General features: G+C 68.6%; 21 protein-coding genes, 2 tRNA genes and 2 pseudogenes. 18 read left to right on the forward strand and 7 right to left on the reverse strand.

Annotated elements, in window-relative coordinates:
- Positions 1-60: 60 nt before the first annotated feature.
- Entirely contained in the window at positions 61-1,497 is a 1,437-nt protein-coding gene (locus tag J7656_RS07395; protein ID WP_017344665.1) for a KaiC domain-containing protein, read from the forward strand.
- A gap of 29 nt (positions 1,498-1,526) precedes the next feature.
- On the opposite strand, the gene J7656_RS07400 is transcribed toward J7656_RS07395, so the two are convergent.
- The gene (locus J7656_RS07400; RefSeq protein ID WP_017344666.1) at positions 1,527-2,615 is read right to left on the reverse strand and encodes a hypothetical protein; all 1,089 of its coding nucleotides are present in this window, start codon (positions 2,613-2,615) and stop codon (positions 1,527-1,529) included.
- A 312-nt stretch (positions 2,616-2,927) separates the two neighbouring features.
- A tRNA-Gly gene (locus J7656_RS07405) sits at positions 2,928-2,998 on the reverse strand.
- Positions 2,999-3,112: 114 nt separating this feature from the next.
- On the opposite strand from J7656_RS07405, the gene J7656_RS07410 reads away from it, so the two are divergent.
- Positions 3,113-4,549 (forward strand): M28 family metallopeptidase, encoded by a 1,437-nt coding sequence (locus J7656_RS07410; protein WP_017344667.1) that lies wholly within the window; start codon positions 3,113-3,115, stop codon positions 4,547-4,549.
- Between the two features lie 48 nt (positions 4,550-4,597).
- Here J7656_RS07410 and nadE read toward each other — a convergent pair whose 3' ends face one another.
- Complete coding sequence (nadE, locus tag J7656_RS07415) at positions 4,598-5,530, reverse strand: NAD(+) synthase (protein ID WP_017344668.1); 933 nt, start codon at positions 5,528-5,530, stop codon at positions 4,598-4,600.
- Between the two features lie 430 nt (positions 5,531-5,960).
- On the opposite strand from nadE, the pseudogene J7656_RS07420 reads away from it, so the two are divergent.
- Positions 5,961-6,482: pseudogene (locus tag J7656_RS07420) on the forward strand (Rrf2 family transcriptional regulator); the annotation flags it as partial.
- Between the two features lie 71 nt (positions 6,483-6,553).
- Here the strand turns inward: J7656_RS07420 and truA are convergent.
- The gene (gene truA, locus J7656_RS07425; protein ID WP_017344670.1) at positions 6,554-7,471 is read right to left on the reverse strand and encodes a tRNA pseudouridine(38-40) synthase TruA; all 918 of its coding nucleotides are present in this window, start codon (positions 7,469-7,471) and stop codon (positions 6,554-6,556) included.
- The gene (locus J7656_RS07430; protein ID WP_017344671.1) at positions 7,468-8,001 is read right to left on the reverse strand and encodes a universal stress protein; all 534 of its coding nucleotides are present in this window, start codon (positions 7,999-8,001) and stop codon (positions 7,468-7,470) included. Before J7656_RS07430 ends, truA begins: the two co-directional genes overlap by 4 nt.
- A 213-nt stretch (positions 8,002-8,214) precedes the next feature.
- Between J7656_RS07430 and J7656_RS07435 the strand changes: the two genes are divergently transcribed.
- From J7656_RS07435 to J7656_RS07485, 11 genes are all read left to right on the forward strand, one after another.
- On the forward strand, positions 8,215-8,781 hold the full coding sequence (locus J7656_RS07435; protein ID WP_017344672.1) for a peptidylprolyl isomerase: 567 nt from the start codon (positions 8,215-8,217) through the stop codon (positions 8,779-8,781).
- 91 nt (positions 8,782-8,872) lie between these two features.
- Positions 8,873-8,981 (forward strand) — tRNA-Glu (locus tag J7656_RS07440).
- Positions 8,982-9,088: 107 nt separating this feature from the next.
- Positions 9,089-10,318 (forward strand): cystathionine gamma-synthase, encoded by a 1,230-nt coding sequence (locus J7656_RS07445; protein WP_211554519.1) that lies wholly within the window; start codon positions 9,089-9,091, stop codon positions 10,316-10,318.
- A gap of 79 nt (positions 10,319-10,397) precedes the next feature.
- Complete coding sequence (locus J7656_RS07450; RefSeq protein ID WP_017344674.1) at positions 10,398-11,345, forward strand: D-2-hydroxyacid dehydrogenase; 948 nt, start codon at positions 10,398-10,400, stop codon at positions 11,343-11,345.
- 191 nt (positions 11,346-11,536) lie between these two features.
- Positions 11,537-12,535 (forward strand): phosphate signaling complex PhoU family protein, encoded by a 999-nt coding sequence (locus J7656_RS07455; RefSeq protein WP_211554521.1) that lies wholly within the window; start codon positions 11,537-11,539, stop codon positions 12,533-12,535.
- The gene (locus tag J7656_RS07460; protein WP_017344676.1) at positions 12,532-13,404 is read left to right on the forward strand and encodes an alpha/beta hydrolase; all 873 of its coding nucleotides are present in this window, start codon (positions 12,532-12,534) and stop codon (positions 13,402-13,404) included. Before J7656_RS07455 ends, J7656_RS07460 begins: the two co-directional genes overlap by 4 nt.
- A gap of 36 nt (positions 13,405-13,440) precedes the next feature.
- Complete coding sequence (locus J7656_RS07465; protein WP_017344677.1) at positions 13,441-13,824, forward strand: DUF7971 family protein; 384 nt, start codon at positions 13,441-13,443, stop codon at positions 13,822-13,824.
- A gap of 77 nt (positions 13,825-13,901) precedes the next feature.
- On the forward strand, positions 13,902-14,183 hold the full coding sequence (locus tag J7656_RS07470; protein ID WP_017344678.1) for a ubiquitin-like small modifier protein 1: 282 nt from the start codon (positions 13,902-13,904) through the stop codon (positions 14,181-14,183).
- Positions 14,180-14,542 (forward strand): MoaD-like domain-containing protein, encoded by a 363-nt coding sequence (locus J7656_RS07475; protein ID WP_017344679.1) that lies wholly within the window; start codon positions 14,180-14,182, stop codon positions 14,540-14,542. Before J7656_RS07470 ends, J7656_RS07475 begins: the two co-directional genes overlap by 4 nt.
- Positions 14,542-14,952: a DUF8048 family protein gene (locus J7656_RS07480; protein ID WP_017344680.1), complete on the forward strand. Its 411-nt coding sequence runs from the start codon at positions 14,542-14,544 to the stop codon at positions 14,950-14,952. The genes J7656_RS07475 and J7656_RS07480 overlap by 1 nt, the downstream gene beginning before the upstream one ends.
- Before the next feature lie 54 nt (positions 14,953-15,006).
- Complete coding sequence (locus J7656_RS07485) at positions 15,007-15,738, forward strand: fumarylacetoacetate hydrolase family protein (RefSeq protein ID WP_211554522.1); 732 nt, start codon at positions 15,007-15,009, stop codon at positions 15,736-15,738.
- Positions 15,739-15,769: 31 nt separating this feature from the next.
- On the opposite strand, the gene J7656_RS07490 is transcribed toward J7656_RS07485, so the two are convergent.
- On the reverse strand, positions 15,770-16,657 hold the full coding sequence (locus J7656_RS07490) for a DUF7117 family protein (RefSeq protein ID WP_211554524.1): 888 nt from the start codon (positions 16,655-16,657) through the stop codon (positions 15,770-15,772).
- A gap of 113 nt (positions 16,658-16,770) precedes the next feature.
- Between J7656_RS07490 and J7656_RS07495 the strand changes: the two genes are divergently transcribed.
- The 4 genes and pseudogenes from J7656_RS07495 (at position 16,771) to J7656_RS07510 (ending at position 23,236) form a co-directional block, all read left to right on the forward strand.
- Entirely contained in the window at positions 16,771-17,907 is a 1,137-nt protein-coding gene (locus tag J7656_RS07495) for a DUF7544 domain-containing protein (RefSeq protein WP_211554526.1), read from the forward strand.
- Between the two features lie 191 nt (positions 17,908-18,098).
- Positions 18,099-20,351 (forward strand): NADP-dependent malic enzyme, encoded by a 2,253-nt coding sequence (locus J7656_RS07500; RefSeq protein ID WP_017344684.1) that lies wholly within the window; start codon positions 18,099-18,101, stop codon positions 20,349-20,351.
- Between the two features lie 66 nt (positions 20,352-20,417).
- Positions 20,418-21,232, forward strand: a pseudogene (locus J7656_RS07505) (DUF7839 domain-containing protein).
- A gap of 798 nt (positions 21,233-22,030) precedes the next feature.
- Entirely contained in the window at positions 22,031-23,236 is a 1,206-nt protein-coding gene (locus tag J7656_RS07510; protein WP_121598415.1) for a Cdc6/Cdc18 family protein, read from the forward strand.
- Between the two features lie 165 nt (positions 23,237-23,401).
- On the opposite strand, the gene J7656_RS07515 is transcribed toward J7656_RS07510, so the two are convergent.
- Positions 23,402-23,962, reverse strand: coding sequence for a TATA-box-binding protein (locus J7656_RS07515; protein WP_004046033.1), 561 nt, complete (start codon positions 23,960-23,962; stop codon positions 23,402-23,404).
- Positions 23,963-24,287: the final 325 nt, after the last annotated feature.

Genomic DNA, 24,287 nt, shown 5'->3' on the forward strand with positions numbered 1-24,287 from the left:
TTTCAAGCCGCTCGGCCGCGTTGCTCGGTCCATGTCGACCCCCCACGGGCGGCGGAAACGATGAGCGAGGAGGACGACTGGTTCGAGCGCGCGCTGCGCGAGACCGACGAGGAGTCCGACGAGCCGCCGGTGGGCGGTGCAGAGGGCGGGTCCGATGGCGTGGAGGGCGGTTCAGACGGTGCGGAAGACGGGTCCGCCGATCCGGATGGCGACGCGGACGACTCGGAAGCCAGTGCGGACGACCCTGCGGGGGAAACGGAGGCCGCGAGCGACGACGCCGAACCGGCCGACCCGTTCGGCGGTGCCGGCGACGAGACGGGCGCCGAGGCGGGCGACGGAGACCCCTTCGCCGGCGACGCCGGGGAGGGCGACGAGTCCGACGGAGGCGAGTTCGGCGACGGTGAATTCGGCGGCGACGACGCGGCGAGCGGTGGCATTCCGGCGGACGCGTTCGGCGACGTCGACGCCGACTCCGGGTTCGACTCCTTCGGCGAAGACGACCCCTTCGGCGGCGATGAAGCGGGTACCGACGACCTCGACGCTGGCGGCGACGGCGGCGCGACGGACCCGTTCGGCGCGGACGACCCCTTCGGCGGGAGTCGGAGTGGTGGCGGGTCCGACGGCCGGTCAAGCGGCGCCGGTGACGGTGGAGCGGCGGGCGGTGGCGGCGATCCGTTCGGCGGCTACCGCGGGAGTACGGGCGGAGACGACGACGACTTCGGATTCGGTGAGTTCGGCGGCGACGCGGACGCCGGCGGGACGACCGACTTCGACGTCGACCCCGACGAGTTCGAGTCCGAAATCGAGCGGACCGACATCGGGATCGAGGGGCTCGACGACATGATCCTCGGCGGCGTCCCCAGCCGGTCGCTGCTGTCGGTCATCGGCGGGGCCGGCACCGGGAAGACGACGTTCGCGCTCCAGTTTCTCAACCACGCGCTCGAATCGGGCGAGAAGGGGATCTACATCACGCTTGAACAGACCCGCGAGTCGATTCTCGACACGGCGACCGAGAAGGGGTGGTCGTTCCGCGAGCACGCGGCGGAGGACCGCCTCGCGGTCGTCGCCATCGACCCCATCGAGATGGCCAACTCGCTGTCGTCGATCCGAAACGACCTCGTCCGGCTCATCGCTGAGTTCGACGCGGACCGGCTGGTGCTCGACTCCGTCTCCCTCTTGGAGATGATGTACGACCACCCCGCGAAGCGACGCTCTGAGGTGTTCGGGTTCACGCGCTCGCTGAAGGAGTCGGGCGTCACGACGCTGCTCACCTCCGAGGCGAGCGAGGAGACGCCGTACGCCTCCCGGCACGGCATCGTCGAGTACCTCACCGACGCCGTCTTCGTCCTCCAGTACGTCCGCGGGTCGGACTTCCGCGAGACCCGCCTCGCCGTCGAGATCCAGAAGATCCGCGACGCGAACCACTCCCGCGAGACGAAGCCGTACGACATCACCGACACCGGGATCTCCGTGTACGATCAGGCGAACATCTTCTGAGCCCTCGCGGGCCGCGGGCGGCTCCGAACCTATCCGGGGAGCTGAACGACCAAGTTCAACGCCTGCGGAAGTAGGACGCTGACGAATATCTGCGACCACATGGCGAACGTCGTCGGATACGTTCCGGTGCTTTCGACGTGCGCGAGCGTCTCCTGTGCGTTCTCGTACTGCTCCCTGTTCTCAATATCCGTGAGCGTGGCGTCGAACGGGTCGCTCACCGACCGCTTAAGCTCCCGTTCCAGCGATCGGATCTTCGCTCGCTTTTTGCTCTTCATGATTGCGTGGACCCTGTACATCGAGTACCCGATCGTCAGCACGCCGACGAACCAGACGGCCGAGAGAACCGCTTGGAAACCCGGCCCGGGAGCCGGATACGGCGACGAGAGGTACTGCGAGAGGATGACCGGGATGTGGGTCTGGAGAAACCACAACAGCAGGACCCCCGTATAGATGTAATACGAGCGTTTGAGGAGCTCTCCGACCGGTTCGAACCCGCCGAGGTTCCGGGGGTCGTAGTAGAAGAGTCCGAAGTCCGCCTTGGCGAGCCGGCGTGGGACAGCGAGGTGAACGGCGACGTAGGACACCCCGAGCTCAACCAAGATCGGGATCGTGATGAGCGGGAACGAGACCGCCTGTGCGTACAAGACGAGGCCGATCCCGTCCGTTTCGATGAGACGCGGGAATCCGAGCACGAACGCCCCGAAGGCGTAGAAGGCGACGAGGGCGACGACGTAGGCCGCCGTCCGCGTCCGGAGGGAGACGAGCCCCTCGAACTGCCGCCGCATCGACGCGTCGATGTCGACGTGTTCGTCGTCGATACCGAGCGCGATCATCGCGTCGGCGTAGCTCTCGTGGATGTACCGGAGCCCGAACACGCCGAGGACCGTCATCGCGGGGATGGCGAGCGAGTTCGGCTGTACGAAAAAGGAGCTTTTCCCCGACACGAGGAAGTTGTACACGTCGAACAGCCCGTACTCGACGAACAGTCCGACCGCGACGAGCAGATACGGCGGATAGACGTCTCCGCCGGTGAGCGTGTCCGATAGCCGCCCGAAACCGAGCTTCTCGGCGATGATTTCGATCAGCAGTCGGTCCCGATATCGCTGTACGTCTGCCATAGCGTCCGGTCACCATCCAGACAGTATAAGAGTGGGTCCTCTGTCTTCGGCGAGCGCCGGCGCTTGCGAGCTGATCGTCGCAGAAATACACCGTCCGGGAGTCCCGTGAGCGGCGAGGGACCTACGGTCCCTCTGGAAGCCGGCGCAAAGCGCCGGCGACGGAGCGAACGGGACAACGGACGGGGCACGACCGAAGGAAGTGCACCGTCCGGGAATTGAACCGAAATCAGACGTGCTCGCTCGTTTCACTCGCTGCGCGCGACTGATAGGGTTCAATTCCGTCCGGTGATTTCTCTCACTGCGTTCGAGAAATGCACCGTCCGGGAATTGAACCCGGGCTATTAGCTTGGGAAGCTAATGTCCTACCACTGGACCAACGGTGCTCGATTCGAGGTACCCGACCGTCCCACTTGAACGTAGCGTTTCGGCGGACCCCGACCACCGACGCCGAGTGCCGCGAGCCACACGATTAAGCGGCCGCCGACGAAGGCACGGCCATGACCGACGACGCAGCGGACGCAACGCGAACGGACGCCGCAGACACGGTCGATCGCGTGCGAGAGCGCGCGGCCGACCTCGCGCCCGCGCTCGGCGCGACCTGGACCGACGACGAGCCGTGGCGCTTCCTCACCGACCTCACGGCGATCGGGAGTCGCATGGCCGGCAGCGAGGGTGAGCGCCGGGCCGCCAGCCTCGTCGCCGACGCCTTCGAGCGGGCGGGGCTCGCGGACGTGCGCACGGAGCCGTTCGACCTGCCCGCGTGGGAGCGCGGGTCGGCGTCGCTCGACGTGACCGTCTCGGGGCGGGACGGCGAGCCGGCGACGCGCTCGTTCGAGGCGCTGGCGCTCCCGTACTCGCCGTCAGGAAGCGTCGCGGGCGAGCTCGTCGACGTGGGGTACGGCACCCCGAGAGAGATCGACGAGCGCGACGTGGAGGGGCGGATCGCGGTCGCCTCGACCACCACCCCCGAGGGCGGGCGGTTCGTCCACCGCATGGAGAAGTTCGGCTACGCGATCGACGCCGGCGCCGTCGGCTTCGTGTTCGTCAACCACCTCGACGGGCAGCTGCCGCCCACCGGATCGCTCACGTTCGGCGAGGAGGCCGAGGCGGTCGCGGTCGGCGTCTCGAAGGAGACCGGCGCGTGGCTCCGCGAGTACGCGGTCGGGGGCGATTCAGCCAGCCCGGACTCCGAACCGGTCGCACAGGCTGAACTGTCGGTCGAAGCGTCGACGACGCCGGGCGAGAGCCGCAACGTGATCGGGAGAGCAGGCCCCGACACCGACGAGCGAGTCCTCCTGCTCGCCCACTACGACGCCCACGACATCGCGGAGGGCGCGCTCGACAACGGCTGCGGGATCGCGACGGTCGCGACCGCGGCCGAGATCCTCGCCGACGCGGACCTCCCCCTCGGCGTCGACGTCGTCGCAGTCGGTGCGGAGGAGGTGGGACTACTCGGCGCGGAGCACCTCGCGGACCGCCTCGACCTCAATCGCGTGAAGGGCGTGGTCAACGTCGACGGCGCGGGACGGTTCCGCGACCTGGTCGCGCTCGCGCACGCCTCCACGGCGGCCGCGTCGGTCGCAGAGGCAGTGTCGACCGCGACGCGCCAGCCGATCGCGGTCGACGCGCAGCCGCACCCGTTCTCCGACCAGTGGCCGTTCGTGCGCCGCGGCGTGCCGGCGCTCCAGCTCCACAGCGACTCGGGCGACCGCGGGCGAGGGTGGGGCCACACCCACGCGGACACCCGTGACAAGGTCGACGACCGGAACGTCCGCGAACACGCGATGCTGATCGCGCTGCTCGTCGCCGAGTTCGCGGCGCCCGAGCGCGACCTTCCGCGGCTGGACCGCGACGAGCTCGCGGCCGCGTTCCGCGAGGCCGACTTCGAGACCGGGATGCGCGCGGCCGACCTCTGGCCGGCCGACTGGGACTGAGCGGGGCGGTCGCGGAGCGGCCGCAGGGCGGAGCGACCGCCCGCCCGGTCACTCCACGTCCGCGTCCGGCGTCGGCGGCGGAAGCCGCTTGTGGGCCGTCGCGCGGTGGCGTCCGAGCAGGTCCGCGACGAGTTCGCGGTCGACATCGAGGTCGGCGTCGGCTCCCTCGATCCGCTCGACGACCGCCTCCGGGTCCAGCCCGCGGTCAACGCCGAGGTGGAGGACCGGGTCGATGACCTCGTAGGGGGCGCCGAGGTCGTCCGCGTCGCGCTGCCCCGGCAGGAACCCCGCGGTCGGCGCCTTCTCGACGACGAACTCCGGCACGTCAAGCTCGGCCGCGAGCCCCCGGACGTCCGTCTTGTAGAGGTGGCCCAGCGGGAACAGGTCTGCCGCGCCGTCGCCGTGTTTCGTCAGGTAGCCCAGGAGGAGCTCGCTCCGGTTCGCGGTGCCGCAGACGAGGCGGTTCGTCGCGTTGGCAGCGAGGTAGGCGACGGCCATCCGGAGCCGCGCGACGGCGTTGCCGGACCGGACCGGCTCGTCATGGAGGTCGAAGCGGTCCGGGGCGACGGCGCCGAACTGCGCGAACAGCGGCTGAAGGTGGACCGTGTCGTGGTCGATACCCAGCGCCTCCGCGAGCGCCTCGGCGTCGCGGGCGTGCGGCGCGCCGATCTTGTTACACGGAAGTATCAGCCCGTACACGCGGTCAGCGCCGAGCGCTTCGACCGCGAGCGCCGCCGTCACCGTCGAGTCGAGCCCGCCACTCATGTTCACGACCACGCCGTCGGCGCCCGCGGCGGCGACCCGGTCGGCGACGAACGACCGGACTCGGTCGCGTTCGACCGCGGGATCCCGGTCCGGGAGCAGCGAGGCGGGAAGGGAGTGAGAACTGGCGGCGTCTCGCTCGTGGTTCGACACCGCCCCTCCCGCCGAACGCTCGGCGGCGGCCCCGTCCGAATCGAACGCCGACTCCGGGTCAGCCATCTCCTCCTCCGGCGCGGGCCGTCCGCCCCGTCCGAATCGTCCGCCGACGGGCCTGTCCGCCGACGGCTCGTGAGGGAGCGCGGGTGCGTCTCTGCGGGCGTTCGCGAGCGTCGCGTTGGATCGTCATCAGTCGGCCGCCGCTTCCGTTTGCGCTGGTAAATACTTGCGGTGTGGATCGTATAAGGAATTGGTACAGTTACGGCTGAGTGGAGTAGAGTTACTCGTGAAGCACGATGTACGTGCGATTAGAATCGGAATAATCTAATATACTTGAACTTCGATGCCGCTGAACGAAGGAATAACTCGTCTCCCAAAATAACACGCCCAATTTGAGTACGTTTGAATAGAAATTAGTCACAGAATAATCGTTCTAAGCATATAATGTGATTATATACGAACATTTATTAGTTAGATAGAGTTCGATTTGTCCATGTCACGCATCCAGCTGAGTTCGAGTCAGGAACGCGTGCTCACCGCGCTCGTGAACCTCTCCGAGGGCCGGGAGGCGCCGGTACAGGGCCGCGAGATCGCCGACGCGATCGACCGCAATCCGGGAACGGTGCGGAACCGCATGGGGAGCCTCAGCACGCTCGGGCTCGTCAAGGGCGTTGCCGGGCCCGACGGCGGCTACATCCCGACCGACGAGGCGTACGACACGCTCGGCATCGAGCGCTTAGAGGACGCCGCGACGACGCCGGTCGAGCGCGAGGGCGACCCCGTCGAGGACGTCACCGTCGCGGAGATAGACCTGTCGAGCGTCGCAAATCCGGAGCTGTGTCGCGCCGAACTCGTGATCCGCGGCCCGGTCGGCCCCTTCGACGCGGGCGATCACGTGACCGTCGGGCCGACGCCCGCCACCGGGCTGCGGCTCTCCGGCGTCGTCGACGCGACGAACGTCGACGGCAACAGCCTCCTGGTCCGCGTCGACGGCATGGAGACGCCGGCGGGGGGTCGGCCGCCTGAGTGGGATCCTGAACGGGGGCCTGAGCGGGGACCAGAGCCGCGGCCGTCCGGAAGCCCGATTCACTCCTCGTCGACCGCGGAGAACAGCCTGTCGCGGACCGCATCGGTCGCGGCCGCGGCGTGACGCGCGTCCCGGTGTCGCTCGCCGAAGGCGACGCGCGCGCTCTCCGCCGCCTCGCGGTCGACGGTGAACTCCGCGTCGGGGTAGGTCACGTCCCACAACACGAGCGGTTCCGGGGGCGCGGGACCGACGCCGCGGTCTCCCGGGATCGGCTCGGCGGCGAGCAGCCGGTCGATCCACGCGAGGTCGGCGGTTCCGCGACCGACGGCGCGAGCGGCGGCGACGACCCGCCGGACGAGCGCGCGCGGGAACCCGTCCGCCGAGAGTTCGACGACGAGCGCGTCGCCCTCGCGGGTCGCCCGCGCGTCGAGGTCGCGGACCGTCCCCGTCTCGTCGGTCGTCAGGTTGTGGAAGTCGTGCTCGCCGTCGAAGCGCGCGAGCGCGGCCCGGAACCGGTCGTCGTCGACCGCGTGTTCCGGGTCTCGGCGCGCGCGGTCCGAGCCGGATTCGGAACTCGATTCGGGCGCGTAGAGGTGGTACCGGTAGGTCCGCCGGACCGCGTCGTGCGTCGCGTGAAAGCCGTCTGCGACGTCGGCGGCGGCCCACACGCGGACCGATCCCGGCAGGTGGCCGTTGAACGCGCGCGGCGTGAGCCACGGCGGCGCCTCGAAGGCGACGGTCTGGGCAACCGCTGAGACGCCGGCGTCGGTCCGGCCCGCCGCGGCGTAGCCGGGCGGCGTGGCGTGGGTCGACCCGTCGCCGCGATCGACCACGCCGTGTTCCGCGAGCGCTTCGAGGAGCGCGTCCGCGACCGTGCGGGCGTGCGGCTGGCGCTGGAAGCCGGCGTACTCTCGGCCGTCGTACGCGACCCGGAAGGCGCGGGTAACCGTCCCGTGACCGTTCGACGCGGCCGTCACTGATCGTCGGACGCGTCGCCGCCGTCCGTCGCGTCGCCGCCGCCCGTCGCGTTGCCCGCGCCTTCGTCGGTATCGGTCGACTCCGTCTCTCCGTCCGCCCCGTCGGGATCGGCCATCGGGACGGTCACTACCGGCACCGACGCGACGCGGACGACCTTCTCGGTGACGCTCCCGAGGAGCAGCCGGCGGATCCCGCGGCGGGTGTGACTCGGCATGACGACGATGTCAGCGCCGTCGTCGATCGCGTTCTCGATGACGTCCAGCGGGTCGCCGCGGACGACGCTTCCGACTGCCTCGACGCCGGCCGCTTCCAGTTCTGCGGTCACCGCCTCGACGCGTTCCTCGGCCGCCTCCGCGAGCCGGTCGGAGAACACGCCGGTCCGCGGGCCGGCGAGCGTGTCGACTGCGGTATCGGCGGCCGAGAGGACGTGGACCGTCGCGTCGTATCGCTCGGCGAGGCTGGCGGCGTGCGGGATGGCGTCGTTCGCCTCCCCGCCGGGCGCGACGGGCAGGAGGATGTCGTCGTACATACGCGGTACTGCTCGCGCCCGGCGGAAAACGATACCGGCCGTTGAAGCGGTTGGACTGAGGTCCGGTACGGTCGGATCGCAGCGACGGACAGAACGAAGTGCGGGCCTGTGTCGACGCGTCCGCGGCGCTTATTTATAAGTGCGATGCTCGCTCCCGGTGCGCTGCTCGCACGGATGGGCAGGGTTTTCCGACGCGCGTCCCTCCTCGCGGACATGGCACGAGAGGTTTCCGACCCCGACAACCCGCAGGTGACGCTCCAGACCAACCACGGCGACATCGTCGTCGAGCTGTTCGCCGACCGCGCGCCGAAGACGGTCGAGAACTTCCTCGGGCTGGCCCGCCACGACCCCGCCGCCGACGCGGAGCCCGCGCGCGACACAAACACCTGGGAGGACCCGAAAAGCGGCGAGGTCCGCGGCGACTCGCTGTACGAGGGCATCGTCTTCCACCGCGTCATCGACGACTTCATGATCCAGGGCGGCGACCCGATGGAGAACGGTCGCGGCGGCCCCGGCTACCAGTTCGACGACGAGTTCCACGACGACCTCACCCACGACGGGCCCGGGATCCTCTCGATGGCGAACTCCGGCCCGAACACGAACGGTTCGCAGTTCTTCATCACGCTCGACGCGACCCCGCACCTCGACGGCAAACACGCCGTCTTCGGGCAGGTCATCGACGGGATGGATGTCGTCGAGGAGATCGGCGGCGTGCCGACCGGGCGCAACGACGACCCCCGAGAGGCCGTCGAGATCGAGAAGGTCGACGTCGACGAGTAGTCGGTCCGGGTTCCCCCGTCCCGTGTTCGACCCTCCCACGTCGGGGGGAGTTAAGAAGATATAAATCATCCCCGCCGTAAGCGATAATCGCGCTCGGTTGGTGTAGTCCGGCCAATCATGTTGGCCTTTCGGCGGACGCGGCGCCTCGGCGCCGGTTCGGAAGTCAGCCGACGACCAGGGTTCAAATCCCTGACCGAGCATCCACTCTCACACCGCGAGCGACGCGTCTCGTTCTCCGGTCGTCCGTTCCGTTCTCCGGTCAGTCCGAAGGGGAAGAATCACGGCCGTCGGTGGCGGAGCATCGGGTATGAGCGACCGATCCGACGGCGGCGACGGTGACGGAGGCGACGGCCGCGGCGGCGACGGGGGTTACGGCGGCGCCGACGACCGCCGCTTCGAGACCCGCGCGATCCACGCCGGCCAAGAGCCGGACCCGGAGACGGGCGCGTTGATGACGCCGATTCACGCGAACTCGACGTACGAGCAGGACGGGCCGGGTGACCACCGCGGCTACGAGTACAGCCGCACGGGGAACCCGACGCGCAGTGACCTCGAAGCGAACCTCGCCTCGCTGGAGTCGGGCAGCCACGCGCGCTGTTTCTCCTCCGGCATGGGCGCGATCAACACCGTCCTCAACCTCCTCTCGGCGGGCGACCACGTCGTCGCGGGCGACGACGTGTACGGCGGGACGCACCGCATCCTGACGCAGGTGTACGACGAGTACGACATCGAGACCAGCTTCGTCGACACGACGGACCACGACGCGGTCCGGGACGCGATGCGCGAGGAGACCGAGTTAGTGTGGGTCGAGACGCCGACGAACCCCCTGATGAACGTCAACGACATCGGTGCGCTCGCCGACATCGCCCACGAGGGCGACGCGCTCTGCGCGGTCGACAACACGTTCGCGACCCCGTACCTCCAGCGCCCGCTCGAACACGGCGCGGACGTCGTCTGCCAGTCGCTGACGAAGTACCTCGGCGGCCACTCGGACACCATCGGCGGCGCCCTCATCGTCGACGACGAGGAGTTGGACGAGCGGCTCGGCTTCTACCAGAACTCCGTCGGCGCAACGCCCGGCCCGTTCGACGCGTTCCTCGTCCTCCGCGGGACGAAGACGCTCCCGGTGCGGATGGACCGCCACTGCGAGAACGCGATGGCGCTCGCCGAATGGCTGGAGGACCACGACGCGGTCGAGCGCGTCTACTACCCCGGGCTGGAGTCGCATCCCGATCACGAGCTGGCCGCCGAGCAGATGGACGACTTCGGCGGCATGCTCTCCTTCGAGCTGGACGGCACCCTCGAAGAGGCGTCGACGGTCGTGAGCGAGACGGAGGTGTTCACGCTCGCGGAGTCGCTCGGCGGCGTCGAGAGCCTCATCGAGCAGCCCGCCGCGATGACCCACGCCGCGATCCCGCGCGAGGAGCGGCTCGCGGCCGGGCTCACCGACGGCCTCATCCGGGTGTCCGTGGGGATCGAACACGTCGACGACATGAAGGCTGACCTCCAAGCGGCGTTCGACGCGGCGCTGTCGTAGCGGGCTCTCCGGAACGGGAGGTCGCGTCCGGCGCCGGCCGACTGACACCATTTTTATCGGTTCCGCCGAGACTGCCCACATGAGCGATCCAGACGTTCTGGTGCTTCGACAGACGATCCACGGGCTGGGCCCCGACGAACTGGTGGCGGCGATCCGCGATCGACTCCCCGACGCGGAGGTCACGCGGGCGCGGACTCCCGCTGAGGAGCGCGACCTGATCCGGACCGCGCGGGTCGCCGTCGGGCTCACCATCGACGAGGAGCTGCTCGCGGCCGCCGAGGAGTTAGAGCTGTTCGCCTGCGTGTTCGCGGGGACGGGGCACCTGCCGCGCGACCTGCTCGACGACCACGGGGTCGCCGTGACGAACGCGTCGGGCGTCCACGGTTCGAACATCGCCGAGCACGTCATTGGCTCGATGATCGCGCACGCGCGGCAGTTCCACCGGGCGTACCGCCAGCAGTCCCGCCGCGAGTGGCGCACCTACGAGACGACGGAGGTGTACGGCTCGACCGTCGCCGTGGTGGGGCTCGGCGCCATCGGGCAGGCCGTCGTCGATCGGCTGGAGTCGTTCGATGTCGACACGGTCGGCGTGCGCTACTCCCCGGAGAAGGGCGGTCCGACCGACGATGTGTACGGGTTCGACGAGTTCCACGAGGCCGTCACGGACGCCGAGTACGTCGTGCTGGCGTGTCCGCTCACGGAGACGACGCGGGGGCTCGTCGACGCCGACGCGCTCCGGACGATGCGGCCCGACGCCGTCCTCGTCAACATCGCGCGCGGGCCGATCGTCGACACCGACGCCTTGGTGACGGAGCTCCGGAACAACCGCATCCGCGGCGCGGCGCTGGACGTCACGGACCCGGAGCCCCTCCCGGAGGACCACCCGCTGTGGGGCCTGTCGAACGCGACGATCACGCCGCACAACGCCGGTCACACGCCCGAATACTACGAGCGCGTCGCGGACATCTTGGCTGACAACGTCGCGCGGCTTGACGCCGGCGACGAGCTTCGGAACCGGGTCGTCTGAGGCGAGACCAGAGAGGTTCGCGACCGGTGTGAAATATATAGAAGTATATAGCGCTAATATTATCCTAATAGAGGGCCTGATACGGTTCAAAAGCAGCGACCGGGGTGGCAGACATCGGATGAATCCTCACATGTACGTCGAAGTATATATTTTTGATCAAGATTAAGGTGTTCCGCTCCGGAGGGCGAACCATGGAAACGCGGAAGGTCCAGGTCACCGGCGGTTCGACGTACACGGTCTCGATCCCGAAGACGTGGGCGACCGACAACGACGTCGAGGCGGGGACGGAGATCGAGTTCCACCCGGACGGCGACTCGCTGGTCCTCACCCCGCGGTCCGACGAAGAGCGGACGCGGGGGACGCTAGACATCGCCGACCTGACGGGGCAGGCGCTCCAGCGCGCGGTGACGACGATGTACGTCAGCGGCTTCGACGTCATCGAGCTGGAGGCCGCGGAGATCAGCACCGAGCAGCGGTCGACGATCCGCGACGCGGTCCAGAGCCTCGTCGGCTTGGAGGTGTTAGAGGAGACGCGCGACAGGGTCGTCGTTCAGGACCTCCTCGACTCCTCGGAGCTTTCGATCCACAACGCGGTCACGCGGATGCGGCTGATCTCGCTGTCGATGCTCGAAGACGCGATCACCGCGCTCGCGGAGCGCGACCACGACCTCGCGCGCGACGTGATCGGCCGCGACGACGACCTCGACCGGCTGTGGCTCGTCGTCTCGCGGATCTTCCGCGCCACGCTGCGGACGCCGAAGGCAGCCGAAGAGCTCGGGCTCCCGCGCGAGGAGTGTTTCGACTACCACTCCAGCGCTCGTCAGTTAGAGCGGATCGGCGACCACGCGACGAAGATCGCGCACCTGACGCTGAACATCGACGAGCCCCTTCCCGACGAGGTCGTCGAGGCGGTGAGTGACCTCCACGGCGACGCGGTCGAGGTGATCGACACCGCGATGGACGCGCTGTTCGACGACGACACCGATGAGGCGACCCGACGGGCCAACGAGGCGCGGACGATGGTCAGGGCGATCGACGAGCGGGTGCGCGCCATCGACGAGCTTCTACGTGATCTTGATCCGACGCGCGCGCAATTGCTGGGGCTCGTCGTCGACTCCGTGCTTCGCTCGGCCGACTACGGCGGCAACATCGCCGAGACCGCGCTCCAGAAGGCCGCGCCGACGCCGTGAGGGGCGTCCTCGACGCGATAGCGCGTCGACTGCCCGAGCGCCGGACGCTCGCGTTCGCCGGGGGTGCGGTCGTCCTCCTCGTCGGGCTCGTCGTCGCCGGCGGCGCCGCGTACTTCGCCGCCGGCCTGGGGCCGGACGCGGACGCGGTCGCGGCCGTCGAGGCCGACCCGAACGTCTCCGTGGACCGGATGGCGGTCGGGACCGCGGTCCGCGACGGGCCGGTGACGTCGTCGACCGTCGGGCTCGTCTACTATCCGGGCGGGCGGGTGGATCACGAGAGCTACGTTCCCACCGCCGCCGAGATCGTGGCGGCGTCCGATCGCGCCGCGCTCGTCGTCGTGGTGGACATGCCGCTCAACCTGGCCGTCCTCGCGCCGGACCGCGCCGAGCGCGTCCGCGAACGCTACCCCGAGGTGGACGCGTGGGCGGTCGGCGGCCACTCGCTCGGCGGCGCCATGGCCTGCCGACACGCGGCCGGAAACGCCGAGGCGTACGACGCGCTCGTCCTCCACGCCGCGTACTGCGACCGCGACGTCTCCGAGAGCGGCCTCGACGCGCTCTCGGTCTTGGGCGGCGCCGACGGGGTGATCGACGCCGAGCGCGAGCGCGCGTCTCGGTCGAACCTGCCGGCGGACGCTCGGATCGTCGAACTCGACGGCGTCAACCACGCCGGATTCGGCGCGTACGGACCACAGCCCGGCGACGATCCCGCGTCGCTGTCGCCGGACGCCAGCCGGCGAGCGGTCGGGAACGCGACCGGAACGTGGCTCTCGGAGCGGGGAGCGGCGAACCGGGACATCCGGTCGCGATCGGTGTCGACCGCCGGCTCGGAGAGTGTCCGCTCCGCCGCGCTCGACGTTGCCGGGTGAGCGGGTTTTTTGAGCGCGCTCCCCCGAGGGGATCGCATGCCAGAGATCGAACTCGGCGTCCCGAAGGGCGTCGTCGAGTCGCTCCCGGAGGAGGAGGGGACCGCCGAACGAGACATGCGACGTGCCATCACCGGCATCCAGTCGCGGTTGAACGACGCGCTCGACGAGGCGGATCCGGACGAGGCGGCCGAGGTCGTCGCGGACGCGGTCGAGCGCATGGAGTCGCAGGCGAGCACGTACCACGAGTTCGTCCCGGAGCTGCGCGCGTGGGGGCAGTCGCCCATCTACGCGATCGCGTGGCGGAACCTCTACCTCGAGCTGATCGGCCAGCTGTACGACCACGAGTGGCTCGCCGACGACCTCGACCGCGAGCGCAACTTCCGGCTGGTCGAAGACGGGATCCGCCTCTCCGACCTGTAGTCGGCGACGCGTCGACTTCTCGACCGTCGCCTTCCGCGGCCGGCCGCTTTTAAGCCGCCGCGACACGACGTACGGGTATGGAACTGGAACTGCGGTTCTTCGCGACGTTTCGCGAGGCCGCCGGCGGGAAGACGGTGAACGCGGAGTTCGCCGACGGCTCCACGGTCGGCGACGTGCTGCGCGACCTGGAGTCGGAGTACGAGGGGATGGAGGGCCGACTGATCGTCGACGGCGACCTCGCCCCGCAGATCAACGTCCTGAAGAACGGCCGCGAGGTGCTCCACCTCGACGGGCTCGACACGCAGATGGCGGACGGCGACCGGCTCTCCGTGTTCCCGCCGGTCGCGGGGGGTTCATGAGCGACGACGGGTCGACGACGGCGGAGGAGGCCGGGGACGACGCGAGCTCCGGTTCTCCCGATCTTCCGCCCGCGGAGGAGGGGTGGGAGCGCGAGACGGTGGCGTACCGCGGCATCTCCCGGCGGCTTGCGGCCCACTACCTCCGGAATCTGGGCGGGAAGCTCGTGGGGACTGACGACCCCGCGGCGGCGACCCGCGTGGACGGCGACGGCTGGCGGGTGACCCTCAGCGCCGAGAAGGTGACCGCCGCGGCCGCGATCAAACTCACGGAGGTGACCGCCGAGTTCGCGGGCGACCCCGAAGTCCTCGCCGAATTGCTCCCCAAGTACCGGCAGAAGGCGATGCGCGCAGGCGGGTGATGTCCGGCGACGCCGACGACGGTGAGGGAGAGACGGGGCCGTATCCGATCGAGGGCACCGCGCTGGTGAAGACGGCCGCGCTCGCGAGCGTGCCTGCGGCCCGCGTGCCCGCCCTGCTCACGCGCGTCCAAGCCGATCTCGGGCCCAGAATCGACGCGTACCGCCGGCGCTACGAGCGAATCGCGGCCGAGCCGGGCCGGGAGACGTTCCTCGTCGAGCCGGACCACTGGGAGGCGGTGGCCGACCGCGTCGGGCTCACCGAGCGCGAGCGCGACGCCGTGGTCCGCGCTCACGAGGCCGCGGTCGAGCGGATCGGCTCCGGGAGCGGTCGCCGGGAGGAGTTCGACACGGCGCTGGAGATCCGGTCCGGGGTCGTCATCGGCGTGAATGCGGACGAAGAAGGCGACTGATCCGAGTCCTGCCGTCATCGACGCCTTTTCGGACCGCAGCGCGGACGTTCCCGCATGCGACTCGCTCGACTGCTCACGCCGGACGGACCCGTCGCCGGCCGCTACGTCGACGGCGCGGTCGTCGCCGACGACGGCCGCTACGAGGTCGGTCGCGACGGGCGACTGCTCCCGCCCTGTGACCCCACCGCGCTCTACTGCGTCGGTCGGAACTACGCCGAGACGCTCGACCAGATGGAGTACGAGCGCCCCGAGGAGCCGGACTTCTTCGTCAAGCCGCCGGCGAGCCTGCTCGCGCACGGCGAGCCGATCCGCTATCCGGAGTGGACCGACGAGCTGACGTACGCCGGCGAACTGGTCGCGGTGATCGACGAGCGGTGCCGCGACCTCGACCCCGAGGAGGTCCCGGACGCCGTGCGCGGCTACACGGTCATGAACGACGTCGACGCGCTCGACCAACAGGGGCGGACCGCGCGCAAGGCGTTCGACGGCTCGGCGCCGCTCGGGCCGTGGATCGAGACCGACGTGGACCCGACGGGACTCGACATCGAGACGACCGTGGGCGGCGAGAGGAGACAGGACGCCAACACGGAGCTGATGTTGTTCGGACCGTACGAAATCGTCTCGTACCTCTCGAAGCGGTTCACCTTCGAGCCCGGCGACTGTATCGCGTTCGGTAGCCCCGCGAATCCCGGTCTCGTCGAGCCCGGCGAGCGCGTCGAGATCACCTACGAGGGGGTCGGCACGCTCTCGAACGCGGTGGTCGCGCCCGGCGATGATCGGGCGTAGGCCTGCGACGCGCGCCGACGCTCGACCCCTCTCAGCCGTCCGTCGGATCGAGGTCGTCGACGCTCGCGTCGTCGATCAGGTCGTCGGCGTTCGTTAGCGCCGTCTCGTCGCCGGTCCGGACGTACGCTCCGAGCGCGTCGGCCGCCTCGACGAGGGCGTCCGCGGCCGCGGGCGGCACGTCGCCACCGAGGGCGTCGACGCGCGTGACGCGGTCGCGGAGGCGTTCGAACGCGTCGCGGGCGGGGCCGATCCTCGCTTCCGGATTCTCTCCGTCGACGGTGACCGTCGGGGCGTCTTCGTCGCTCTCTGTCTGGTCGATTTCGGCGTCGTTGCTTTCGGTATCGCCGCTTTCGGCGTTGTCTCGGTCGGCGTCGTTTCGGTCGGTGCCGGCTTCGAGTTCGTCGAGGAAGTCGAGCGCGTCGCTCCGGTACGCTTCGACCGCGCGCACGGCCGCCATCCCGCGGGCCTCGCGGAGCGCTGTCGGGACCTCGTCCGCCGGCGGTCGGTCGCCGTCGTCGGCGCCGGCGAGCAGCGCGAGGAGGTACTCGCGGTCGGCGTCGGTCGGGTCGCGCAGTCGCTCGAAGCAGTCGACGGCCTCCAGCAGTTCGCGGGCCGCGAGGTACGTCTCGTCGAGCGGGGCGAGCCGGCCGCCGTCGATGAACCCGCGCTTCCGGCAGTACTCCCGGAGGTCGGACTGGAGATCGTCGGTCCCCGACCGGGGGAGGGTCTCGGGCGCGTCGCCGAACCGCTCGCGGTGGGCGGCGAGGTCGAGCGAGGCGGAGGTGTCGGTGTGGGCGGTGCGGGCGTCGACGCCGACGCTGCGGAGGTCGCCGCAGCTTGGACACGCGACGGAGCCCGTCTCGTAGTACGACCACCGCGTGCCGCAGGACTGACACTCGCGTTCGCCGCGGACCTTCATACGAGGTCGTTCGTCGCGTCCGCCCTAAACGACTGCGGGTCGACGGTCAGTTCGCGAAGCGAGCGACGGTGTCCGTGGCCAGCCTATTTGACGCTCTCCGGCGAACGGTCGGTATGACTTGGCACGCCGTCGACGCGCTCGACCGCGCCGTTGACGCGACGCGGCGGCTCCTCTTTCCCTTCGAGGCGGTGCGGTGGGTGAAGCTCGCGTTCCTCGCGCTCTTCATGGTCGGCGGTGGCGCCGGCATGTCGGGCGGGGCGACGTCCGCTTTCAGCGCCCCCGCCAGCGGCGTCGGCGCTCTCGGCGCCCCCGCTGGCGGCGTCGGCGCTTGGAACGACGTCTCCCCGGACTCCGGCGAGGCGGTGCCCTCGGGCTTCGAAGGCACCGTGAGCGCGGGTTTCGAGCGTCTCGCCGAGCTCGACCCCGGGCTGCTGGCCGGGGTCGCCGTCGGTCTCCTGTTCGTGGGGACCGTCCTGTTCGCGTGTTCCATCGCCTTCCGGCTCGCCTTCTACGACGCGCTCGCGACGACCGAGGTCGCGATCTGGCGGCCGTTCCGCGACCGGTTCGGACAGGCGCTGGGGCTCCTCGGCTTCTCGGTGGTGACCGCGGCCGTCACCGTGCTTCCCGCGGCCGCGCTCGCGGTGGCGCTCGACCCCGACGCGCTGCGAGTCCTCGGCGTCTCCGTCGGCGCGCTCTCCGGGCGATCGCCGGCGGCCACCTCCGCGTTCGCAGTGTTGGGCGCGCTTGCGGCCGCCGTCGCGCTCGCCGGGACCGTCGTTTCACGGCTCACGTTCGAGTTCGTCGCGCCGGCGATGGTCGCCCGAGACGTCGGCGTCGTCGACGGGTGGCGGGCGGTCTGGGCGTCGTTCCGCGGATCGTGGGCAGAGGTGGTCGTCTACGTCGCGGTTCACTTCGTCCTCGCGGCCGGTGTCGGGATCGTTCAGGCCGTCGCCGTCGCGTTCGTCGGCGGCGGCGTCGCGGTGGCGGGTCTCGTCGCGCTCCTCCTCGCGGCGGTTTCCCTCGGCGGCGTCGAGGCGCTGATCGGGACGACCGCGGGGGTGATCGTTCTCGCGACCGTTCTGGGTTGCGCGGTCGTCGCCGTCGTGGTCCTGACGCTCCCGGTCACCTTGCTCGTGAGGACGTACCTGACCGCGTACGAGGTCTCGACGCTTGCCGGGGTCGATCCCGACTTGGCCCCCTTGTCGACGGCGCTCATCGCGCGCGACGAATCGGCATCAGTGGGGGAGTGATTCGGTGGTGATGGCGGGCTGCTGAGGGTGATTCTGTGGTGATGGCGCATCGCTGGGGGGAATTTATCGATGGTCGCGCGTCGTCAGGGTTCTCGGCATCGTATAGCGAACGTCGAATGATCGTCGAACGTCGAATCGTATATTCGACACCATAGGATACCTTTTTACTCCGTTCACGAATGGAGAGAGACATGGGATTAGACGACGACGCGCGGGAGTACCACCGACAGGAGCCGCCCGGAAAGATAGCGATCGAGACCACGAAGCCCACGAACACGCAGCGAGACCTCTCGCTGGCGTACTCGCCGGGGGTCGCGGCGCCGTGTCGCGACATCGCGGCCGACCCAGAGTCCGTCTTCGAGTACACGGCGAAGGGGAACCTCGTCGCCGTCGTCTCGAACGGCTCGGCCGTCCTCGGGCTCGGCGACATCGGCGCCGCCGCCTCGAAGCCCGTCATGGAAGGGAAGGGCGTGCTGTTCAAGCGGTTCGCCGACATCGACGTGTTCGACATCGAGCTCGACATCGACTCCGTCGATCCGTTCTGCGAGGCGGTGAAGGCGATGGAGCCGACGTTCGGCGGGATCAACCTCGAGGACATCAAGGCGCCCGAGTGCTTCAAAATCGAGGAGCGGCTCCGCGAGGAGATGGACGTTCCGGTGTTCCACGACGACCAGCACGGCACCGCGATCATCTCCGGCGCGGCGCTGATGAACGCGGTCGACATCTCGGATAAGGACCTCTCGGAGCTCGAGATCGTCTTCTCCGGCGCCGGTGCGTCGGCCATCGCGACGGCCCGGTTCTACGTCTCACTGGGCGCGCGCAAGGAGAACATCACGATGTGCGACTCCTCGGGGATCATCACCGAGAAGCGCGTCGAGGCCGGCGAGGTCAACGAGTACAAGAGCCAGTTCGCCACGCCCGTCGAGGACGGCGACCTCGCGGACGCGATGGCGGGCGCGGACGTGTTCGTCGGGCTCTCCGTCGGCGGGATCGTCTCCCAAGAGATGGTCCGCTCGATGGGCGACGACCCGATCATCTTCGCGATGGCGAACCCCGACCCGGAGATCACCTACGAGGACGCGAAAGAGGCGCGCGACGACACGGTGATCATGGCGACTGGCCGGTCCGACTACCCGAACATGGTGAACAACGTGCTCGGGTTCCCCTTCCTGTTCCGCGGGGCGCTCGACGTGCGCGCGACGGAGATCAACGAGGAGATGAAGGCGGCCGCCGCGGAGGCGCTCGCCGACCTCGCGCGCAAGGACGTCCCGGACGCGGTCGTGAAGGCGTACGGCGACGAGCCCCTTCAGTTCGGCCCCGACTATGTCATCCCGAAGCCGCTCGACCCCCGCGTGCTGTTCGAGGTGGCGCCGCGGGTCGCGGAGGCGGCGATGGAATCCGGATCCGCGCGGACCGAGATCGACTTAGAAAAGTACCGGGAGCGGCTCGAAGCGCGGCTCGGGAAGTCCCGCGAGATGATGCGGGTCGTGTTGAACAAGGCGAAGAGCGACCCGAAGCGGATCGCGCTCGCGGAGGGCACCGACGAGAAGATGATCCGCGCCGCCTACCAGCTCTCCGAGCAGGGGATCGCGGAGCCGGTGCTGCTCGGCGACGCCGACACCATCTCGCAGACCGCGGCCGAACTCGGCCTCTCGTTCCGGCCCGAAGTGGTCGACCCCGACGACCGCGACGTCTCCGGGTACGGCGACCGGCTGTACGAGCTCCGGAAGCGCAAGGGAATCACGAAGCGCGAAGCTGACGACTTGGTGAAGCGGGACACGAACTACCTCGGAAGCGTGATGGTCGAGACCGGCGACGTCGACGCGATGCTCACCGGGCTCACCCACCACTACCCGTCCGCGCTCCGGCCGCCGCTCCAGATAGTCGGGTCCGCGGCCGACACCGACACCGTCGCCGGCGTGTACATGCTCACGTTCAAGAACCGGGTCATCTTCTGTGCGGACACGACCGTCAATCAGGACCCGGACGCGGAGACGCTGGCGGAGGTCACGCGACACACTGCCGACCTCGCGCGCCGGTTCAACGTCGAACCGCGCGCGGCGATGCTGTCGTACTCCAACTTCGGGAGCGTCGACAACGAGGGGACCCGGAAGCCGCGCGACGCGGTCGACATCCTCCAGTCCGACGACGCGGTCGACTTCCCGGTCGACGGCGAGATGCAGGCCGACACCGCGGTCGTCGACGACATCCTCAACGGGACCTACGAGTTCTCCCAGCTCGACGAGGCCGCCAACGTCCTCGTGTTCCCGAACCTCGAAGCCGGGAACATCGGGTACAAGCTGCTCCAGCGCCTCGGCGGCGCCGAAGCCATCGGGCCGATGCTCGTCGGCATGGACGAGCCGGTCCACGTCCTCCAGCGGGGCGACGAGGTGAAAGACATCGTCAACCTCGCCAGCGTCGCGGTCGTGGACGCGCAGGAGTAGTTCATCGGTCGCAGCCCGGCGCTCGGCACACCAATTTTACTTGTTTCCGACTACGACAGTATTGGTATGGGACCGAGCGAGGATCCGGACGAACCGACCGGGCCGCGAGTGCTCGACAACAGGCGCGACGCGACTCGGTACCGGGTTCTCGTCGAGATCGCCGCGCGACAGCCGGCGGTGAGCCAGGAGGAGATCGCCGACGTCATCGGCGTGACGTCGCAGGCGGTCAGCGACTACGTCCGCGATCTGGTCGACGGCGGGTTCGTGGAGAAGCGCGGTCGCGGTCGGTACGAGGTGACGAAGGAGGGCGTCGACTGGATCATCACGCGGACCGACGCCCTCTCGGAGTTCGTCTCCCGGGTGTCCGACGACGTCTTGGGAAGCGTCGACGTCGACGCCGCGGTGGCGACCGACGCGCTCGCGGAGGGGGACGACGTCGGACTGGAGATGCGCGACGGCGTGTTACACGCCGTCCCCGAGGGCGGCGCGGCGGCGACGGCGGTCGTCGTCACGGGCGGCGAGGCGGGAGAGGCGGTCGGCGTCACCGACTTCGAAGGCGTCGTCGAGTACGACCCGGGCGTGGTGACGGTCGTTCCCGTCCCCGCCGTGACTGAGGGGGAGCCTCCTTCTCCAGACGTGATCAGGGACCGTGCCACCGGGCAGACCTCGTCGCGGTCGGCGGAACCGAGGCCTACGCCCTCGCGACCCGTACCGGACTGCGGCCCGACGTGCGGTTCGGGTCGGCGACGGGCGTCTCTCAGGCCGCCCTTCGCGGCCTGGACGTGCTCTTGCTCGTGTCGACCGACGAACTCTCTCGGCACACGACTCGGCTCCGCGAAGACGGCGTGCGGTACGAGGTTCGCGACTCCCTCGACCGCTGAGTCCGTCACTGAGCGCGAGTGCGAGCGGGACGCCGTGCGGGTCACGCGCGGGGCGACTCACAGGTAGGTGCGAATGGTGAGTGATATGAGCGGAGAGACACACCGTGTTTCCGGTGAAATCGGGGTGTGGCTGGGTGCGGTCGGTGCGTGGGCGGGACATGTCGTCTGAGAAACCGCAGTTTCTGACCGTATTAAAACAACAGGTTTTATTACCCGTCTCAGAGTAAAGCTCGCCAAGCCAAGTTGGCGAGTGCTCGCCGAGCCATGACGGGCGTTTCACCGGAAACGTGGTCTCTCCCGTGATGGTGTCGACCCTCAGCTCGTCGAACACCGTGTTTCCGGTGAAACCGGCCGACGATCGTCCCCGTTGTTAACCTCGTTCACTCAGTTTCGGGCCGCCTTTCCCTCCGGTGTTGTCTGCTGACACCGCCTCCACGTGCTCTCGTCGTACTCTCGTTAACTCGCATCCGCTCTCGTTAACTCGCACCTGCTCTCGTCGTCCGTTCACCCCATCAGTCCTCTCTCGACCTGTCTCCCTGGATCTCTCCCAACCCACCCTTCCTCAGGCCTTTCCCAGCTCATCCCTCCTCAGACCTTTCCCAGCTCATCCCTCCTCAGACCTTTCCCAGCTCATCCCTCCTCAGACCTTTCCCAACCCTCCCCTCCCCAGCCCCCGTTTTCACCGGAAACACGGTGTGTGTCTCGACGGACCAACCCGTCCCCCGACCGCCCCGCGCCCGCGCCCCACACGCGGCCGCGAAACAGAACTCATTTCACCGGAAACCCGGTGTCTCTCTCATGGACGCAGCGGACGACCTCTTCACGAGGGAGGACCCCATCTTCGCGAACAAGGAGCTCCTCGAGATCAGTCACCTGCCGGGCGAGGGCCGAATCGTCGGCCGAGACGACGAGATCGCCGACTTGGCGACGGCGGTCAATCCGGCCATCTTCGGGCAGAGCCCGAGCAACGTCCTCATCTACGGGAAGACTGGTACGGGGAAGTCGCTGTGTGCGAAGTACGTCTCCAAGCGACTCGTCTCGACCGCGAGCGAGGAGGGCGTCACGGCGACGTTCGCCTACGTCGACTGCGCGCAGGACACCACGGAGACGCAGGCGGTCCAGACGATCGCCGAGGGCGTCAACGACCCCGAGGAGACCGGAATCAACGTCCCAGACAAGGGGCTCTCCACCTCCACGTACTACAAGCGGCTCTGGCGGATACTCGACCAGCGGTACGACGTCGTCCTGATCCTGCTCGACGAGATCGACAAGCTCGACGACGACGCCATCCTGATGCAGCTGTCCCGCGCGGGCGAGGCCGGAAAGATCACCGACTGTAAGCTGGGCGTCGTCGGGATCAGCAACAAGATCCAGTACAAAGACCGGATGGACGAGCGCGTCAAGTCGAGCCTCTGTGAGCGCGAGTTCGTCTTCCCGCCGTACGACGCGAACCAGCTACGGGAGATCATGCAGGCGCGCGCGGACGCGTTCCACGACGACGTTCTCGATCCGTCCACTATCCCGCGCGCTGCGGCGCTCGCGGCACGTGAGCACGGGGATGCGCGGAAGGCAATCGACATCCTCAGATACGCGGGCGAGATCGCACAGGGGAACGACGAGCCCACCGTCCGCGAGGAGTTCGTCACGCAGGCGCGCGAGCGCGCCGAGACCGACCGCTTCCGCGAACTCATCCGCGGCTCCACGCCGCACTCGCGGTACGTGCTCCAGGCGCTCGCGCTGCTATCGCTTTCGAACGGTCGACAAGACGGATTCCGGACGAGCCGCGTGTACGAAATCTACGAGAACATCTGTCGACAGGAGGGCTCCGACAGCCTCTCGCTGCGACGCGTCCGCGACCTCCTGAAGGAACACGCCTTCCTCGACATCATCGAACAGTCGAAACACAGCGGCGGTAGCGCCGAGGGAAGCTACACCAAACACCAGCTTCTCGAGGACCCGAGCGTCGTCAAAGAGGTCCTCACCGAGGACGACGCCGAAGCGTAACCGAACCGCACCCGGCCGCTCGACACTGACTGACGGCCGCTCGGCACTGATTGACGGCCGCTCGACACTGACTGACGGCCGCTCGGCACTGATTGACGGCCGCTCGACACCGACCACCACCTCATGTCGAGGCGGTGGGAACCGAACAGACCGATCGATTCAACTTCAGCCGAGCAGGCCGAGCCCTTCGATGCGCTCGACGATCTCCTCGACCGCTTCCTCGGCGTCGTCGGTCCGCTTGCCGCCGGTGATAACGATCTTTCCGCTCCCGAAGAGCAGAATGACGACTTCGGGTTCGTCCATCCGGTAGACGAGCCCGGGGAACTGCTCCGGTTCGTACTCGACGTCCTCGAGGCCGAGCCCGATCGCGAGGGCGTTGAGGTTGAGGTTGTGCCCGAGGTCCGCGCTCGACACGATGTTCTGAACGGTGATCTCCGGGTCGTCTTCGACGGGGATCTGGAGGCCGCGCAGCTTCTCGAAGATGATCCCGAGCGCCTCGTGGACGTCGTCGATACTCTTCGCGCCCGTACAGACGATCTTCCCCGAGCGGAAGATGAGCGCGGCCGCCTTCGGCTCCTGGGTCCGGTACACGAGGCCGGGGAAGTTGTCCGGGTTGAAATCCGCGCCCGGGAGGTCTTCCGCGAGCGCCTCCAAATCGAGCTCCTGACCGATACCCGTCGATGCAACAACGTTCTGAATCTCGATCGAGTCTGCAGGGTTCGTCATCGTTCGCTTTTATATGTGTCCCCCTCCCTTATAAACGCCCGTGGTATAAACGACCAGCTCGCCCCGAAACGAAATACCTCTTCTCCCGCGTACGCGTGTGACCCCGACATGGCGTGAGATACTATGAACTCATTCTGATATATTTCCCGATCACGAGTTCTGCTCCAACGACTCGATGGCACCGCCCGTCTCCGAGTACGGCTAGTCGTTGACGGATCAACTCGTTGTAAACTGCTCCGTGAAACCGCATGACGTGGCGTAGTTAGTTCGACGGGGTTAAGTACAACCCGGGCATTCGATGAGATGCGAGGCGCCCCCGCCGAGG

Source organism: Halorubrum ruber, from assembly GCF_018228765.1.
Classification (GTDB): Archaea; Halobacteriota; Halobacteria; order Halobacteriales; family Haloferacaceae; genus Halorubrum; species Halorubrum ruber.